This is a genomic window from Variovorax rhizosphaerae (genome assembly GCF_037889975.1).
Taxonomy (GTDB): Bacteria; Pseudomonadota; Gammaproteobacteria; order Burkholderiales; family Burkholderiaceae_C; genus Variovorax; species Variovorax rhizosphaerae.
The window spans coordinates 187,633-204,148 of record NZ_JBBKZT010000005.1 but is presented as its reverse complement, the minus strand read 5'-3'; the positions used below and the strand labels follow the sequence as shown (position 1 = coordinate 204,148).

The following is a 16,516-nucleotide window of genomic DNA, read 5'->3' as shown; positions in this document are numbered from 1 at the left end:
GTTCCAACGCCGTCGCCCTCACCCCGGCCCTCTCCCGCTGGCGGGAGAGGGAGTGAAAGCAAGTCCTTCAACCACTGGATCATTTGCGCCTCCCGGCAAAGTACGTCAATACACTCGCGGCTTTGCCGACGACGCCGGGTGCCGCAGGCATCGTCTTCATCTGCGGAAAGCTCTCCATCGGTTCTTCCGGGTCCGCGGGACGAATACGCACTCGCACGTCGTACCAACCGGCCTGCCCCGTGACCGGATCGGAGTTGCTGATCGTCTTGCCGCCATGCGCATTGGCGAACGGCAGTTCCTCGGTGATCAGGTGGTTCAGCAGGAAGCCCTTGCGCGCCTCGTCCGCACCGGGCGCGAGTTGCCACGCCCCATCCGCCTTGCCGATCGCGTTCCACGTCCAGACGGTGCCGGGCTCCACCGTCTCGCTGTAGCGCAGCATGCAGCGCACCTTGCCCCACTGGCTCTCGACCCAGCACCAGCCGCCGTCCTCGATGCCGGCCGCCTTGGCGGTCAGCGGATTCACGTGCAGGTAGTTGTGGCTGTGGATCTGCCGCAGCCAGGCGTTCTGCGAATCCCAGGAGTGGTACATCGCCATCGGCCGTTGCGTGATCGCGTTGAGCGGATAGGCCGCGCGGTCGGTCACGTCGTCTTCGAGCGGCGGATACCAGAAGGGCAACGGATCGAAGTACATGTCGATGCGCTCGCGCAGTTCGTCCGGCGGCTGACGGCCTTGGGTCTTGCCTTGCGCGGCCAGGCGGAAGGTCTGCAGCGTGTCGGAGTACAGGGCAAGCTGCACCGGATCGTTGCGCTGGCGCCAGCCCTTGTCCTTCGCGAAGTCCAGGTACGCGCGGTTCCAGTTGCGCATGTAGTGCATGGACTCGGGCATGTGGTACTGGAACACGCAGTTGTTCTGCGCATAGAAGTCCCACTGCTTCGGATTGGGCTCGCCCTTGAGGTGCTCCGTGCCGTCCTTGCCGCGCCAGCCCATGAGGAATCCGATACCCGGTTGCGGCTGGAAGTTGACGATGAAGTCCGTGTAGCCACTGAACTTGCGCCCACCCTCCGGCGTGGTGAAGGCGGGGAATCGGAGGCGCGAGGCCAGTTCGATCAGCACCTCCTGGAAAGGCTTGCATTCGCCCGTCGGCGGCACCACTGGAATGCGCACGGAATCGACCGGCCCGTCGAACTCGCTGATCGGCCGGTCGAGCATGCCCATCACGTCGTGCCGCTCCAGGTAGGTGGTGTCGGGCAGGACCAGGTCGGCGAAGGCGACGGTCTCGCTCTGGAAGGCATCGCACACGACGAGGAAGGGGATCATGTGCTCGCCCTTCTCGTCCTTGCGGTTGAGCATCTCGCGCACGCCCATGGTGTTCATGCTGGAGTTCCAGGCCATGTTGGCCATGAAGATCATCAGCGTGTCGATGCGGTACGGGTCGCCTTTCACCGCGTTGGTGATGACGTTGTGCATCAGGCCGTGGGCGGACAGCGGATGCTCCCAGGAGAAGGCATGGTCGATGCGGATCGGCGAGCCGTCGGGGTTGATGGCCAGCTCGTCCGGGCTCGCTGGGAAGCCCAGCGGCGCGGCGTTGAGCGGCGTGTTCGGCTGGATCATCTCGGGCGAGTTGAAGGCGCGGTAGTTCGGCACGATGTGGCGCGGATACGGCGCCTTGTGGCGAAAGCCGCCAGGTGCATCGATGGTGCCCAGCACGCTCATCAGCACGGCCAGCGCACGCACCGTCTGGAAGCCGTTCGAATGCGCCGCCAAGCCACGCATCGCGTGGAAGGCCACGGGCCGCGCCTGTGTGGTTGGGTGTTGCTTGCCCCAGGCGTCGGTCCACGGGATCGGCAGTTCGAAGGCCTGCTGCAAGGCCGTCTCGCCCATCTCGCGCGCCAGCTTGCGGATACGGTCGGCATCGATGCCGGTTATGGCCGAGGCCCACTCCGGCGTGCAGCTCGCCACGCGGTCGCGCAGCAACTGGAAGGATGGCGCGACGTGCGTGCCATCGGCCAGCGTGTAATGCCCTTCAAGGGCCGGGTCGCACCATTCGCCAATGCCCTCCGGATAGGCCGGCTTCACCGAGTTGTCACTCCTGTCCCAGACCAGCTTGTTGTGCGGATTGCGGCCATCACCCGGCGGGCCGCGTTGGGGGTCGAAGGCGAACAGGCCCTCGCGCTCGCCATCGTCCAGCACCACCAGTTGCGGCGCATTGGTGATGCGCTTGAGGAAGGCATGGTCGATCAGGTTGTGGGTGATCAGTTCATGCAGCAGCGCCATGAACAGCGCGCCGTCGGTGCCCGGCTTGATCGGAATCCATTCGTCGGCGATGGCGGAGTAGCCGGTTCGCACCGGGTTGATCGAGATGAAGCGGCCGCCCTCCCGCTTGAACTTCGACAACGCGATCTTCATCGGGTTGCTGTGATGGTCCTCCGCCGTGCCGATCATCACGAACAGCTTCGCGCGGTCCAGGTCCGGCCCGCCGAATTCCCAGAAGCTGCCGCCCACCGTGTAGATCATTCCGGCGGCCATGTTGACCGAGCAGAAGCCGCCATGCGCCGCGTAGTTGGGCGTGCCGAACTGGCGCGCGAACAGGCCGGTGAGCGCCTGCATCTGGTCACGGCCGGTGAAGAGCGCGAACTTCTTGGGGTCGGTCGCGCGGATCTTGCCGAGGCGTTCGGTGAGGATCTCGTAGGCGCGTTCCCAGCTGATCGGTTCGAACTCCCCTGCCCCGCGTTCGCTGCCTTGCTTGCGCAGCAGTGGCCGCGTGAGCCGCGCCGGCGAGACCTGCTTCATGATCCCCGACGAACCCTTGGCGCAGATCACGCCCTTGTTGAGCGGGTGTTCCGGGTTGCCGTCGATGTAGCGCACCTCGGGCCCGTGCTCGCCTTCGCGCAGGTGCACGCGGATGCCGCAGCGGCAGGCGCACATGTAGCAGGTGGTGGTCTTGACCTCGCATTCCGCGGTCGGCGTGGGGGAAGCCAGCGGATCGTGCAGCGGCTCGCGGGAGAGGAAATTGAACAGGTTCGGCCTCTTGTCGTTGCGTGGGTGCGCACGATCGTAGGCAAAGCCGCTCAAAGGAAAAAGCGGAGAATATTGTTCAGAATGATCGAAAAATCGAATCAGCAGGATTTCCGCCGCCTGCGCCTGAACCTGCGGCAGGTCGAGGTGTTCGTGGCCACGGCGCGTGGTGGCAGCACGCGGGCGGCGGCGGATCGCGTGTCGCGTTCGCAGTCGGCGGCGAGCACCGCGCTGGCGGAACTGGAGACGGCCCTGGGTGCCGAGTTGTTCGATCGCATCGGCCGCCGCCTGGTCCTCAACGAGAACGGCCGCGCCCTGTTGCCCAAGGCGCAGGCGCTGATCGAGCAGGCAGCCGAGTTGCAGTCGCTTTTCAGTGCCGAGCATGCGGCGCCCTTGCGCGTGGCGGCCAGCTTCACCATCGGCGAATACCTGCTGCCCGACCTGGTCGCCCAGTGGACGCGGCTGCATCCCCGCAGCCAGGTGCACCTTCGCATCATGAACACCTTCCAGGTCTCCGAGGCGGTGGCTGGCTTCGACGTGGACGTCGGTTTCATCGAGGGGCCGCAGACGCATTCCGACCTGGTGGTGCATCCCTGGCTCAACGACGAGCTGGTGATCTTCGCTGCGCCGAACCATCCGCTGGCCCGTCGCATCGCCACGCCCGCGCAGCTTTCGGAGGCGACCTGGGTGGTGCGCGAGCATGGCTCCGGCACGCGGCTCGCCACCGACTTCTGGCTGATGCAGAACCTGGAGCAGGTGCGCGTCGGCTTCGAACTCGGCAGCAGCGAGGCGATCAAGCGCGTGGTCGCTGCGGGTGACGGGCTGGGCTGCCTGTCACGCTTCGCATTGGCGCAAAGCCTGAGCGATGGGCGACTGGTCGAGCTGCGCACCCGGCTGCCCAAAGCGGCGCGCAAGCTGTCGATCGTGCTGCACCGGGAGAAGCGGCTGGGGCGTGCGACAACGGAGTTCTTGGCGCATTGCAGCGCCGCGGCGCCGCGAGGGGCTCGCACAAAAGCCCGCGCTGATCGGCGCGGGCCGGCGATTCACACGTAGTCCTTGTACTTGTCGAGGAAGCGAACTGGCTTGGACAGCGCATCACGCCGGAACGGATCGCCCAGCTCCCGCGTGCACATGATCTCGATCACGCAGGTCTTGCCCTCGTTCATCTGCATGTCGATCGCCTTCTTCAGCGCCGGACCGACATCCTCCAGTTTGTCCACCACGATGCCCTCCGCGCCCATCGCCTTCGCGATGCCCGCAAAGCTCTCGCTCTCCAGTTCGCCTGCGACGAAGCGGCGGTTGTAGAAGTCCACCTGGTTCTTCTTCTCCGCGCCCCACTGCCGGTTGTGGAAGACCACCGCCGTCACCGGGATGTCGTGCCGCACGGCGGTCATGATCTCGACCATGCTCATGCCCCAGGCGCCGTCGCCGGCATAGGCCACGGCCGGGCGGTCCGGCGCGGCGCACTTGGCGCCGATCATGGTCGGCAGCGAGTAGCCGCAGTTGCCGAAGCTCATCGGCGCGAAGAAGCTGCGCGCTTCGTCGAAGCGCAAATAACTGTTGGCGATGGCGTTGATGTTGCCGATGTCGGTCGAGACCATCACGCGCGGCGGCATGGCCTTTTCCAGTTCACGCAACACCTGGCGCGGATGCAGGTAAGTGCCACCGGTCGGCGTCTTCTCGCCCTTGGCTTCTTCAATCGCGTCGAGGCTGAACTGATCGCGCTCATGTGTCCACTCGTCGAGTTCCTTTTCCCACGCAGCCTTCTCGGACTTGATGGTCTCGGCACGCGCGGCCTTGGTCGCGTCGCAGGCCAGCGTCTTGCCGTCCAGGCGCTTGAGCAGTTCCTTGGCCGTGGCCTTGGCATCGCCGTGGATGCCGACGGTGATCTTCTTCACCAGGCCCAGGTTGGTGTGGTCGGCTTCGACCTGGATGATCTTCGCGTCCTTCGGCCAGTAGTCCATGCCGTGCTGCGGCAGCGTGCCGAAGGGGCCCATGCGCGAGCCCAGCGCAATCACCACGTCGGCCTGCGAGATCAGCTTCATCGCGGCCTTGGAACCCTGGTAGCCCAGCGGGCCGGCCCACAGCGGATGGCTCGCCGGGAAGGAGTCGTTGCGAAGGTAGCCGTTGCACACCGGCGCGCCGAGGCGCTCGGCCAGGGCCTTGCACTCTTCCACCGCATCGCCCATCACCACGCCGCCGCCCGAGAGGATCACCGGGAACTTGGCCGAGGCCAGCAATTCGGCGGCGGCCGCCAGGCTGTTCTCGCCGCCGGCGCTGCGTTCCACGCGCATCGGCTTGGGGATCTCGCAGGTGACTTCGCCGTAGAAGTAGTCGCGCGGGATATTGAGTTGCGTCGGTCCCATCTCGGAGATGGCGCGGTCGAAGCAGCGCGCGGTGTATTCGGCCATGCGCTTGGGGTTGTTGACGTGGCCCTGGTACTTGGTGAACTCCTGGAACATCGGCAACTGGTTGGCCTCCTGGAAGCCACCGAGGCCCATGCCCATGGTGCCGGTCTCCGGCGTGACGATGACGACCGGGCTGTGCGCCCAGTACGCCGCCGCGACGGCGGTCACGCAGTTGCTGATGCCGGGGCCGTTCTGGCCGATCACCACGCCGTGGCGGCCCGATACGCGCGCATAGCCGTCGGCCATGTGGGCGCCGCCCTGCTCATGCACCACCGGGATCAGGCGGATGCCAGCCGGCGCGAAGATGTCCATCGCGTCCATGAAGGCCGAGCCCATGATGCCGAACATGTCGGTCACGCCGTTGGCCACCATGGTCTCGACGAAGGCTTCCGAAGGGGTCATCTTCTGCACGCCGGTGACGGCGGTGCGTACGTTCGCGGGGGGTTGCTTGGTCATGGGGAAGTCTCCTGGAGGGCGGGTTGGCCGAGGGGCGGCATCACGAAAAGATGGAACGCACGGTTCCGGATTCACACGGCGCCGAATATAGGTGCGCGCCGGTTCGGCGTCAAACGAATTTCAATTTCCGGAACACCATGTACTATTTTTTGCAAAAGACTATGATCGCGCCCCATGAAGATCGTCAAGGGCCAGAAGGCCGAGCCAAAGGTCGAGATCGCGGTGGACAGCGCTGCCGACACGCCCGCGATGCGCCTCTTCGCGCTGCTCGAAACCATCGCGGCCAAGGACCAGCGCTACTCGCTGCAGGGCCTCGTCGAAGAGATGGGACTGCCAAAGCCTACGCTTCACCGCATGCTTCAACAACTCGAAGGCGCAGGCCTGCTCCAGCGCGAGGGTGATGGCCGCCACTACGGCATGGGCACGCGCCTGCGCCGCCTGGCCGAGAACCTGCTCATGAACGACAGCTTGCACGGTGCGCGCCACGCGGTGCTGCGACGGCTGGTCGAGGAAGTCGGCGAAAGCTGCAATCTCACGGCGCTTTCGGGCGGCGAAGTGGTGTACCTTGATCGCGTCGAGACCGCGGCGCCGCTGCGCTTCTACCTGCACCCCGGTTCGCGCGTGCCGGTGCATTGCTCGGCCAGCGGGAAGGTGTTCCTGGCGCAGATGACGGCAGCCCAGCGCCACCGCCTGCTGGCCAACGTGCCGCTGGAGGCCTACACCCCGCAGACACTGACCGACCTCGAACAGATCGAGGCCGAGATCGAAAAGGTGCAGAAAGACGGCCATGCCTTCGACAACGAGGAGTTCCTGCCCGGCCTGCTCTGCATCGCCGCGCTGGTGCCCAATCCATTGGGCCCGTCGAACCTCTGCCTCGCGGTGCAGGCGCCCGTGATGCGGCTCGACATGGCCAAGGCCAGGAAACTGTTGCCAGCCCTGCGACGCGCCGCACTCGCCTTGAGCCGCCTGGGCATGGACAGCGACCCCGACACACGCGCCCGCGCGTGACGCCCTCATGGAAACACCCGCCGTGACCGACACCGCCGCCCTCCTCCCCGACCGCCTGCTGAGCGTGCGCGACACCTTCGGCATCGACACCGACCTGAAGGTGCCCGCCTTCAGCGAGCGCGACGAGCACGTCCCCGAGATCGACGCCGTCTACCGCTTCAACCCCGACGTGACGTTGGCCATCCTCGCCGGCTTCATGCGCGACCGGCGCGTGATGGTGCAGGGGCTGCACGGCACCGGCAAGTCGACCCACATCGAGCAGGTGGCCGCGCGCCTGAACTGGCCCTGCGTGCGCCTGAATCTCGACGGCCACATCAGCCGGCTCGACCTGGTCGGCAAGGATGCCGTGGTGCTGCGCGATGGCCAGCAGGTGACCGAATTCCAGGAAGGCATCGTGCCGTGGTCCTTGCAACGGCCGGTGGCGTTGATCTTCGACGAATACGACGCCGGCCGGCCCGACGTGATGTTCGTGATCCAGCGCATCCTGGAACGCGACGGCCAGTTCACGCTGATGGACCAGAACCGCGTGTTGCGTCCGCATCCGTACTTCCGGCTGTTCGCGACGGCCAACACGGTCGGGCTGGGCAACCTCAATGGCCTGTACCACGGTGCGCAGCGGCTCAACCATGCGCAGATCGATCGGTGGAACATCGTCGCTTCGCTCGACTACCTGCCGCACGAGGAAGAGATCGCCATCGTGCAGGCGCGCGTGCCCTCGCTGGCGAACGATGAGGGGCACGCGATGGTCGCGCGGATGGTGGCCGTGGCCGACCTCACGCGCAAGGGCTTCGCGGCGGGCGACCTGTCGACGCTGATGTCGCCGCGCACCGTCATCACGTGGGCGGAGAACGTCGAGATCTTCAAGGACCCGGCGGTGGCGTTCAGGCTCTCGTTCGTCAACAAGTGCGATGAGGCGGAGCGCCCGTTGGTGGCCGAGTATTTCCAGCGTTGTTTCCCGTAATGCTCGCCAAGGATCTTGCCTTGAGATGACGAACCAAGGGCGACGCTCGCGAGCCTTGCCACCGGCCGAAATGCACGGGCCGGGGCGAGATCACGCCGACGGTGTACTCCACGCCGCGAATGTCCCCCGCCGTCAGCCTGCGGCTGCCGGCTCCTCCTTTATTTCGCTGCGTGGAGCACACCATCGACGCGATCAGGACGCGCTGCGTTTGAACCGCTGGCGCAACGGGCGGTTCCACGTGCCGAGGGCGCTGGGTGTCTCCCGCAGCGAAATAAAGGAGGAGCCGAAGGCGGGGGACATTCGCGGAGGGAGATACCCAGTGGCCTCGGCACGCGCCCCTCGCTCGCTACCCCTCTCTCTCGGACTACGCAGCGCAATGAACGGCTGACATGAGCGACCTGCAACAGCGCATCCGCCAAGAGCAGCGTGCCCTCGAACTCTGCGCCGCGGTGATCCGTGCAGAAAGCGGCGAGCGCGACCTGCACTTCCGGGGGCGCCGCCTGCATCGCGGCAACGCGCCGCTGCCGTGGTTCGCGCCACACCTGCACCCCTCGCCCGACACCGATGACTTCGATTCTTTCCGCGGCGCAGCCGACGGCATCGCGTTGCGCCTCACCGCCTCCGATGCCGAGCTGCATGCGCGCCTGAAGCCGGAGGCCGCCGTCGAGCGCTTCATCTTCGACATGCTGGAGCAGTTCCGCTGCGAGGCAATGGTGCCCGCATCGATGCCCGGCATGGCGCGCAACCTGCGGCACCGGCACGACCAATGGTCGCGGGCCTTCCACCATTCCGGCATGACCGACACGGCCAAGGGCCTGCTGCTCTACACCGTCGCGCAGGTCTGCCGCGCTCGGGTGCATGGTGAACAGGTGCTGGAAGAAACCGAGGACATGCTGGAGGCCACGCGCTTCGCGCTGTCGCCGCGCATCGGCCATGCGCTGGCGGGCCTGCGCCGTGACCGTGCCGACCAAGCAGGCTATGCAGTGCATGCGCTGTCGATCGCAAGCACCGTCGGTGGCATGCTGGATGAAGCAGGCGACGAGCCACAAGACCGCGACCCCGACAACAAGCGCCACAACCTGTTCAGCCTCATCGCCGAAATGGACCGCGAGTTCGAGGAGTCGGTCGCCGCGGCCGATGCGGGCCGCAGCAAGGTGCTGGACGACGCGGCCGGCGCCTACCGCGTCTTCACCACCGCCTACGACCGCGAGCACGAGGCCGCATCGCTCGCGCGCAAGGCCGTGCTCGTGGAATACCGCGAGCAACTCGACCGCCGCATCGCCGGCCAGGGCGTCAACATCGCGCGCCTCGCGCGTGAGTTGCGCGCGTTGCTGGCCGTACCCGCGCGCGACGGCTGGGACGGCGGCCAGGAGGAAGGCCACATCGACGGCCGCCGCCTCGCGCAACTCATCGCCTCGCCCACCGAGCGCCGAGTGTTCCGCCGCGAGCGGCACGAGCCCGTGGCCGACTGCGCGCTCAGCTTCCTCATCGACTGCTCGGGCTCGATGAAGGCGCATGCCGAATCGGTCGCAATGCTGGTCGACGTGTTCTCACGCGCGCTCGAACTGGCCGGCGTGACCAGCGAAATTCTCGGCTTCACCACCGGCGCCTGGAACGGCGGCCGTGCGCTACGCGATTGGCAGCGCGCCGGCAAGCCGCATCACCCAGGCCGCCTGAACGAACGCTGCCACCTGGTCTTCAAGAACGCCGACACCCCATGGCGCCGCGCCCGCCCATCCATCGCCGCGCTGCTCAAGCCCGACCTGTTCCGCGAAGGCATCGATGGCGAGGCCGTCGACTGGGCCTGCACCCGCCTGATGCAGCGCGCTGAAGAACGCAAGCTGCTGCTCGTGGTCTCCGACGGCTCGCCGATGGACAGCGCCACCCAGCTTGCCAACGACCCGCACTACCTCGACCACCACCTGCGCGACGTGGTGTCGCGCCACGAGCAGATGGGCCAAGTGGAGATCGGCGCCATCGGCGTCGGGCTGGACCTGAGCCCGTACTACCGCCACAGCCAGGTGATCGACCTGGTGGCATCGACGGGCAACCGGGTGTTCGGCGAGATCGTGGGATTGATGTCGAGACTGCAGCGCTGAGGCTTCCCGCCAAGGAGGCTCTGAACAAGTCCCCGCGAGGGCGCGCGCCTCGGCTCGGGATGGGATGCAAGGCGCAAACCACAGCCATGGCCGAAGCCATGGCGAGGATTTGCAACGCCGCAGACCGCCCGAACCGAGGATGCGCGCTCCGCGAGGGACTTGTTCAGAGCCTCCCTAAGCACCGCCGACGCGAACGGCCACCCCCTAATTGAACAGCTGCAGCGGAACCGACTCGCCCATCTTGCGGTACCCGGCTTCGTTGGGGTGCAGGCGGTCGCCACTGTCGTAGAGCCCCCGCAGGCGGGACGGGCGGGCGGGATCGCGAAGCGCCAGATCGAAGTCGATCACGCCGTCGTACTCGCCGCTGGTGCGGATCCAGTTGTTGACCGCCTGGCGCTTACCTTCGCCTTCCGTCGAGTAGTAGCCCGCGCCCTCGAATGGTGGCAGCGTGGCGCCGAAGATGCGCACCCCCTTCTGATGCGCGCGTGCGATCAGCAGGCGGTAGCCGGAGATGAGCTGGCTGGCCGTCACCGGCTCGCTGGACGCCAAGGCCCCTAGGCCGATGTCGTTGATGCCCTGCAGCACGATCACGTACTTGAGCCCGGCCTGGGCCAGCACGTCGCGGTCGAAGCGCGACAGCGCGCTGGGGCCGGTGACATTGCGCAGCACCCGGTTGGCCGAAATGCCCGTGTTGGCCACCCCCACCGGGATGTTCGCGGCCTGCAGCCGCTCCGCCAGCACATTGGTCCAGCGTTGGTTTCTGTCGGCTGCGGTGGGGTAGCCGTCGGTGATGGAATCGCCGAGCACGGCGACGGCCGACGCCCCGCTCACCCGGAGCACGTCCACCGCGGTCAGGAAAAAATACGACTGCACCGTGGACATCTTGGGCGGGATGAGCATCCCCGTGTAGTCACCGTTCTGCGACAGGTAGTTGGTTTGCAGCCCGAAGTAGTGCCGGGTCGTGCCCGTGGTGGCATTGGGCAGATACAGGCTGACCGCGAGATCGGACAGCGCCGGCACATTGAGCACCACCGGGTCGCTCAAGGCCGGCGCGCCGGCCGGGATAGTGACCGAACTCGCCCCGCCGAAGGTCAGGGTCCGGTCCGACCCGGCGACGACGCCGATGTCCGAACTGCGCAGGCCGACGTGCGCAGCACCGATCACCAGCGGCTGGCTACCGAATTCGTTGGACAAGCGCACCCGCACCGCGGTGCCGCCGCTGCTGACCCGCACGATCTGCCGCAGCGTGGTCTGGGCACTGAACTGCTTGAAGCCGGTGGCAAAGTCGTCGCCCGCATGCGGCCCGGCGGACCAGGTGGCGATCCAGGTTTCGTCGCTCCACGCGGACCAGGCCGTTGAGACGCCGAGCGCGCCGGACAGGCCTATCGACATCGCGGCGGCCAGCAACATGCGCCGCGGCCGGCCGGGACCGTCGACCGCCGCAGGCAGCCGGCGCGTGGCGCCGCGGCTCAGCGCGGCAAGGGCTTGGACGATGGATCTCATGGCGCTCTCCTCGTTGCGATGGACTGTCGCCGTCCGCTTGGCTGCGCATGCACGGCGAGCGCAGGTTCTACGCCGATTGCGCCGGCAGCGCTGGCATTGGCCCTGCGATCGGCGTGGTCGGCAACGAACGCTCCAGGCCGAACTGGCGCATGCGCGCACGCACGGCTATGCTGACTATCGCGAGGCCACCCGAATGCATTGGCGAAATCATCCCGACCTCAAAGGCAAGCTTCATCCAGACCACCCTGACGATCTCCAGGTGGTCGTTCACGATGGGGGCCCGCGAATCACGCCACTGGGGCCGGAAGCGGTATGGGTGACCCTGACGTCCATCGACGGCGCACTGTTCTCCGGAAGAGTGCTCAATGCGCCAACGCACTTGAAGACCGTGCAACAGGACCAGGTCATCCGCTTCCTCATGGACCCGGCCACGGGCCATGCGGTCATGGTGACCGACAAGTACATGCGGGAAAGAGGAAACTGGAAGATCGGCGCGTGCACCCAATGCGGCTTCTCGGAGTTGTTCGACGCCCCGTCCGACCTGGCGCGCGCTACCTTTCCCAACATGCCTGCGGACGCCGTGCTCGAGGCATTCACCGCCTTCTGCCCGCTGTGCGGCGGCGTCCAGGCCATTGAATACCTGGGAGCCCCCACCCCTGCAGCCCAACGGCCTTGGTGGAAGCTCTGGTAGCGCAATTGAATGTGTCGCGCAACATTGCGCCCGGGCTGGGCGCGTTCGACGCCGGCTTACCTTGTTATTCGATGGAGACACGAAGAATGAAATGCTTTGCACGCCTGCTCAGGATCGGCCTGCTTGCCGCCATGGCGCTTGGCGCCGGCCTCAGTGCCCAGGCCCAGTCCGCTGGCGACTACCCCAACAAGGCGATCCGCCTCGTCGTCCCCTACCCGCCCGGCGGCGGCACCGACGTCATCGCGCGCATCGTGCAGGAACGCTTCCAGGCGCTGCTCGGCCAGCCCGTGGTCATCGAGAACCGCGGCGGTGCGGCCGGCTCCATCGGCACCGAGGCCGTCGCCAAGTCGCCACCCGACGGCTACACGGTGTTGTTCACGCTGTCGTCGCACACCATCAACCCGGCCATCTACCCCAAGCTCGCCTTCGACACTGCGAAGGACTTCGAGCCGGTCGGCATGGTCGCCTCGCTGCCGCAGATCCTCGTGGCCAATCTGCAGTTCCGGCCCAACACGGTGGCTGAGTTGATCGCCTTGGGCAGGGAAAAGCCGGGCACGCTGTCCTTCGCGTCAGTGGGCAATGGCTCGCCGGGGCACCTGGCTGGCGAACTGTTCAAGCTGCGCACCGACGTCGCGATGGCCCACATCCCCTATCGCGGCGGCGGTCCGGCCGTGACCGACGTGATGGGCGGGCAGGTGCCGCTGCTGTGGGTGTCGATCCCCGCGGCAGCGCAGTTCGTGAAGGCCGGCAAGCTCAAGGCACTGGCCGTGTCGACCACCAGGCGCAGCGCCGCCTTCCCTGACGTGCCGACCATGCAGGAAGCCGGTGTGCCCGATTTCGATGTCGACTCTTGGTACGCGGTGTTCGTGCCGGCGAAGACGCCCAGGCCGATCATCGACAAGCTCAACAAGGTGATCGACACCGTGGTGCATGAGCCGGAGATTCGCGACAAGCTGCTGGCCCAGGGCAGCGAAGGTGTCGGCGGATCGCCAGAGGCGCTTGGCAAGGTGGTCAACACGGAGTTGGCGCGCTGGAACAAGTTGGTCAAAGAGGCCCGCATCTCCGTCGACTGAAAAAAAGGGGTGAATCTTTCTACTGCGGACACCGATCTCGGGTCTGTGGTGCTCACCGTACTGGAGTACGGTTCCGCTCCGCGACCCGACCTCGGCGCCCTCGCTACGAAATCTTCACCCCTTTTTTGGCGTCGTGCCACGCCGGGCCACGCCGCAATGCTCCAGGAACTGCATGAATCTGACTTACTGGTATGACTGAATCTCCTTCTCCCGCAACCGGCCCCATCGCCGAACTCGTGGCTCGCGCCCGCGCCGCACAGCGCATCTACGAAACCTGGTCGCAGGAGCAAGTCGACATGGCCGTGCTCGCGGCAGGCTGGGCCATCATCGAGCCCCAACGCAACCGTGAATTGGCCGAGCTGGCAGTGGCCGACACCGGCGTCGGCAACGTCGAGGACAAGGTGCGCAAGAACCACCGCAAGACCTTCGGCCTGCTGCGCGACCTCAAGGGCGCGCGCTCGGTGGGCGTGATCTCGGAAGACCCGGCGACGGGCATTGTCGAGATCGCGCGGCCGGTGGGTGTGGTGTGCGCCATCACGCCATCGACCAACCCCGGCGCGACGCCGGCCAACAAGATCATCAATGCGCTCAAGGGGCGCAATGCGGTGATCGTCGCGCCCTCGCCCAAGGGCTGGTCCACGGCGGCGCGGCTCATCGAATTCATCCATGAGCAGTTCGATCGCATCGGCGCGCCGCGCGACCTGGTGCAACTGTTGCCAGCGCCCATCAACAAGCAATCGACAGCGGAGCTGATGCGCCTGTGCGACTTGGTCGTGGCCACCGGCTCGCAGGCCAACGTGCGTGCGGCCTATGCGAGCGGCACGCCGGCCTTCGGCGTGGGTGCGGGCAACGTGGCCGGCATCGTGGACGAGACCGTGGACGTGAACGCAGGGGCCGATCGCATCCTGCGCTCCAAGACCTTCGACAACGCGACCAGTTGCTCGTCGGAGAACAGCCTCGTGATCGTTGACGCAGTCCGTGCGCAAATGCTGGCCGCCCTCAAGGACCGCGGCGCCGTCATGCTGGCGGCCACGCAGAAGGCCACGCTGCAGGCGCTGATGTGGCCGGAAGGCAAGCTCTCGCCCGCCGTCATCGGCCAGTCGGCGCGCACCATCTGCGAACGCGCAGCCGCCCTCGACGGCGCCAACCGCGCGGGATGGCAGGCCATCGCCGAAACCGACCCGCGCATCCTCATGGTCGCGGAGGACGGCGTAGGCCATGAGCATCCGTTCTCCGGCGAGAAGCTGAGCCCGGTGCTCGCCATCTACGCGGCGCGCGATTTCGACGAGGCCGCTGCCACTGTCGCCCGCATCTACGCCTACGAAGGCGCAGGCCACTCGATCGGCCTGCACAGTGCCGTGCCCGAGCGCGCCCTGCAGCTCGGCCTTCACCTGCCTGTCTCGCGCGTCATCGTCGACCAGGCGCATTGCATCGCCACTGGCGGCAGCTTCGACAACGGCCTGCCCTTCTCGCTCTCGATGGGTTGCGGCACCTGGGGCCGCAACAACTTCTCCGACAACATGAATTACCGGCACTACCTCAACATCACGCGCATCTCGCGGCCGATTCCGGAGCACGTGCCGAGCGAGGAAGACATCTTCGGCGCGTACTTCGCACGGCACGGCAAATGACGCTGGCCCCCGAATGCGCGTGCGACATCCTGGAGAAACTGAGATGAGCGCGGCGCGAACAGTCCATGAACTGATCGAGCAGCAGGCCGAGCGCCAGCCATCGGCAACGTACGCGGTATCGGCCGAGGATGGCCGGCGCATCGCATACGCCGAACTGGCCCGTGGCTGCCGCACTGTCGCCGCGGCGCTGCAACGCCATGGCGCACAGCCGGGCGACGCGGTCTCGATCGTGATGCCCAACGGCCTGCAGACGCTTCGCCTGCTGCTCGGCGCGATGCATGGCGGCCTGTGCGTCAACCCGGTCAACCTGGTCTCGCAACCCGAGCAGATGCGCTATGTGCTGATGCACTCCGACTGCCGCATCGTGTGCGTCGCGCCCGAATGGGAGGCACGCGTGCGCGCCATGCTCGAAGGCATCGGACGCGAGGTGGCCGTGATCGTGGTCGACCCCGATGACAGGACCCTGCCGGGTGAACCCGATCATGCGGAGCGTGCCCCAGCACCCGATCCCCGCGCAGTGGCCCTGCTGATGTACACCTCCGGCACCACCGGCCAACCCAAGGGCGTGATGCTGACGCAGGCCAACCTCGCGGCCAATGCACATGCAATCACCCTCGAACACGCGCTTTCAGACAGCGACCGCGTGCTGGCCGTCCTGCCGCTCTATCACATCAACGCCTTCGCCGTGACCATGCTCGCACCGCTCGCACATGGCGGCAGCCTCGCGATGCCGGCGCGCTTCTCGGCCGGCCGTTTCTGGGACCAGGCGGCGAGCACGCATTGCACCTGGATCAATGTCGTGCCGACGATGATTTCCTACCTGCTCGAAGGCGAAACACCGCCGCGCGCACAGACCGCCCCGATCCGCTTCTGCCGCTCCGCCTCCGCCGCCTTGCCACCCGAGCACCACCGCGCCTTCGAGTCCATGTTCGGCATCGGCATTGTCGAGACCATGGGCCTCACCGAGACCGCGGCGCCCTCCTTCTCCAATCCGATGGCGCCGGAACAACGCAAGCTCGGCTCGGTCGGCCGCGCGTCGGGTTGCGAGGCACGCGTGGTCGACGCGTCCCTGCACGAAGTGCCCGACGGCACCACCGGCGAACTGGCCATCCGCGGCCCCAACGTCATGCGCGGCTACTACAAGAACGAGCAGGCCACCCGCGACAGCTTCACGCCCGATGGCTGGCTGCGCACCGGCGACCTTGGCCATCGCGATGCGGACGGCTTCTTCTTCGTCACGGGACGCATCAAGGAACTCATCATCAAGGGCGGCGAGAACATCGCGCCACGCGAGATCGACGAGGCCCTGATCCAGCATCCCGCCGTGCGCGAGGCCGCCGCCGTCGGCGTGCCCGACAAGCACTACGGCCAGCAGATCGGCGTGTGCGTCGTGCTGCGTGAAGGTCACGCGGTCGATGAGGCTGCGCTGCGCAGCTTCTGCGAATCGATGCTGGGCCGCTTCAAGACACCCGCCTATTTCCGCATCGTCGACGACCTGCCCCGCGGACCGTCCGGCAAGGTGCAGAGGCTCAAGCTCACTCCGCTGTTCGAATCCACAAAAAAAAATTGAGCGCGCTTTTGCGCCCTGAACGCCACCGCGCAAGAAGGGGTGAAGATTCCGTACCGAGGGCGCCAGCCGGGAGGCCGGTTCGCGGAGCGGAACCGCACTC

12 protein-coding genes are annotated in these 16,516 nt (G+C 66.7%); 8 read left to right on the top strand and 4 right to left on the bottom strand.

What is annotated here, in order from left to right:
• Positions 1 to 79: 79 nt before the first annotated feature.
• Positions 80 to 3,019 (bottom strand): molybdopterin oxidoreductase family protein, encoded by a 2,940-nt coding sequence (locus WKW82_RS12415; protein WP_340342835.1) that lies wholly within the window; start codon positions 3,017 to 3,019, stop codon positions 80 to 82.
• A gap of 81 nt (positions 3,020 to 3,100) precedes the next feature.
• On the opposite strand from WKW82_RS12415, the gene WKW82_RS12410 reads away from it, so the two are divergent.
• Positions 3,101 to 4,069: a LysR family transcriptional regulator gene (locus WKW82_RS12410; protein WP_340342592.1), complete on the top strand. Its 969-nt coding sequence runs from the start codon at positions 3,101 to 3,103 to the stop codon at positions 4,067 to 4,069.
• Here the strand turns inward: WKW82_RS12410 and xsc are convergent.
• Entirely contained in the window at positions 4,060 to 5,880 is a 1,821-nt protein-coding gene (gene xsc, locus WKW82_RS12405) for a sulfoacetaldehyde acetyltransferase (RefSeq protein WP_340342591.1), read from the bottom strand. The genes WKW82_RS12410 and xsc overlap by 10 nt on opposite strands.
• A gap of 174 nt (positions 5,881 to 6,054) precedes the next feature.
• Between xsc and WKW82_RS12400 the strand changes: the two genes are divergently transcribed.
• The 3 genes from WKW82_RS12400 (at position 6,055) to WKW82_RS12390 (ending at position 9,948) form a co-directional block, all read left to right on the top strand.
• The gene (locus tag WKW82_RS12400) at positions 6,055 to 6,888 is read left to right on the top strand and encodes an IclR family transcriptional regulator (RefSeq protein ID WP_422823464.1); all 834 of its coding nucleotides are present in this window, start codon (positions 6,055 to 6,057) and stop codon (positions 6,886 to 6,888) included.
• Between the two features lie 22 nt (positions 6,889 to 6,910).
• On the top strand, positions 6,911 to 7,849 hold the full coding sequence (locus WKW82_RS12395; RefSeq protein ID WP_340342590.1) for an AAA family ATPase: 939 nt from the start codon (positions 6,911 to 6,913) through the stop codon (positions 7,847 to 7,849).
• Positions 7,850 to 8,238: 389 nt separating this feature from the next.
• Entirely contained in the window at positions 8,239 to 9,948 is a 1,710-nt protein-coding gene (locus WKW82_RS12390; protein WP_340342589.1) for a cobaltochelatase CobT-related protein, read from the top strand.
• A 204-nt stretch (positions 9,949 to 10,152) separates the two neighbouring features.
• Here the strand turns inward: WKW82_RS12390 and WKW82_RS12385 are convergent, their stop codons facing one another.
• The gene (locus tag WKW82_RS12385; protein WP_340342588.1) at positions 10,153 to 11,451 is read right to left on the bottom strand and encodes an SGNH/GDSL hydrolase family protein; all 1,299 of its coding nucleotides are present in this window, start codon (positions 11,449 to 11,451) and stop codon (positions 10,153 to 10,155) included.
• 67 nt (positions 11,452 to 11,518) lie between these two features.
• A complete protein-coding gene (locus WKW82_RS12380) occupies positions 11,519 to 11,722 on the bottom strand; it encodes a hypothetical protein (RefSeq protein ID WP_340342587.1) in 204 nt (67 codons plus the stop codon).
• 45 nt (positions 11,723 to 11,767) lie between these two features.
• Between WKW82_RS12380 and WKW82_RS12375 the strand changes: the two genes are divergently transcribed.
• The 4 genes from WKW82_RS12375 to WKW82_RS12360 all read left to right on the top strand — a co-directional run bounded on the left by WKW82_RS12375 (position 11,768) and on the right by WKW82_RS12360 (position 16,416).
• Positions 11,768 to 12,142, top strand: a complete 375-nt coding sequence (locus tag WKW82_RS12375) for a hypothetical protein (protein WP_340342586.1) — start codon at positions 11,768 to 11,770, stop codon at positions 12,140 to 12,142.
• Positions 12,143 to 12,228: 86 nt separating this feature from the next.
• Positions 12,229 to 13,215, top strand: coding sequence for a tripartite tricarboxylate transporter substrate binding protein (locus tag WKW82_RS12370; RefSeq protein ID WP_340342585.1), 987 nt, complete (start codon positions 12,229 to 12,231; stop codon positions 13,213 to 13,215).
• Between the two features lie 191 nt (positions 13,216 to 13,406).
• A complete protein-coding gene (gene sauS / locus WKW82_RS12365; protein WP_340342584.1) occupies positions 13,407 to 14,846 on the top strand; it encodes an acylating sulfoacetaldehyde dehydrogenase in 1,440 nt (479 codons plus the stop codon).
• A 43-nt stretch (positions 14,847 to 14,889) separates the two neighbouring features.
• On the top strand, positions 14,890 to 16,416 hold the full coding sequence (locus WKW82_RS12360) for an AMP-binding protein (protein ID WP_340342583.1): 1,527 nt from the start codon (positions 14,890 to 14,892) through the stop codon (positions 16,414 to 16,416).
• Positions 16,417 to 16,516: the final 100 nt, after the last annotated feature.

What these genes read in the sequence shown, in the direction of transcription:
- xsc (WP_340342591.1), bottom strand. Translation starts at nt 5,880, where the DNA reads ATGACCAAGCAACCCCCCGCGAACGTACGCACCGCCGTCACCGGCGTG.
- WKW82_RS12385 (WP_340342588.1), bottom strand. Translation starts at nt 11,451, where the DNA reads ATGAGATCCATCGTCCAAGCCCTTGCCGCGCTGAGCCGCGGCGCCACG.
- WKW82_RS12370 (WP_340342585.1), top strand. Translation starts at nt 12,229, where the DNA reads ATGAAATGCTTTGCACGCCTGCTCAGGATCGGCCTGCTTGCCGCCATG.
- sauS (WP_340342584.1), top strand. Translation starts at nt 13,407, where the DNA reads ATGACTGAATCTCCTTCTCCCGCAACCGGCCCCATCGCCGAACTCGTG.
- WKW82_RS12400 (WP_422823464.1), top strand. Translation starts at nt 6,055, where the DNA reads ATGAAGATCGTCAAGGGCCAGAAGGCCGAGCCAAAGGTCGAGATCGCG.
- WKW82_RS12360 (WP_340342583.1), top strand. Translation starts at nt 14,890, where the DNA reads ATGAGCGCGGCGCGAACAGTCCATGAACTGATCGAGCAGCAGGCCGAG.
- WKW82_RS12410 (WP_340342592.1), top strand. Translation starts at nt 3,101, where the DNA reads ATGATCGAAAAATCGAATCAGCAGGATTTCCGCCGCCTGCGCCTGAAC.
- WKW82_RS12390 (WP_340342589.1), top strand. Translation starts at nt 8,239, where the DNA reads ATGAGCGACCTGCAACAGCGCATCCGCCAAGAGCAGCGTGCCCTCGAA.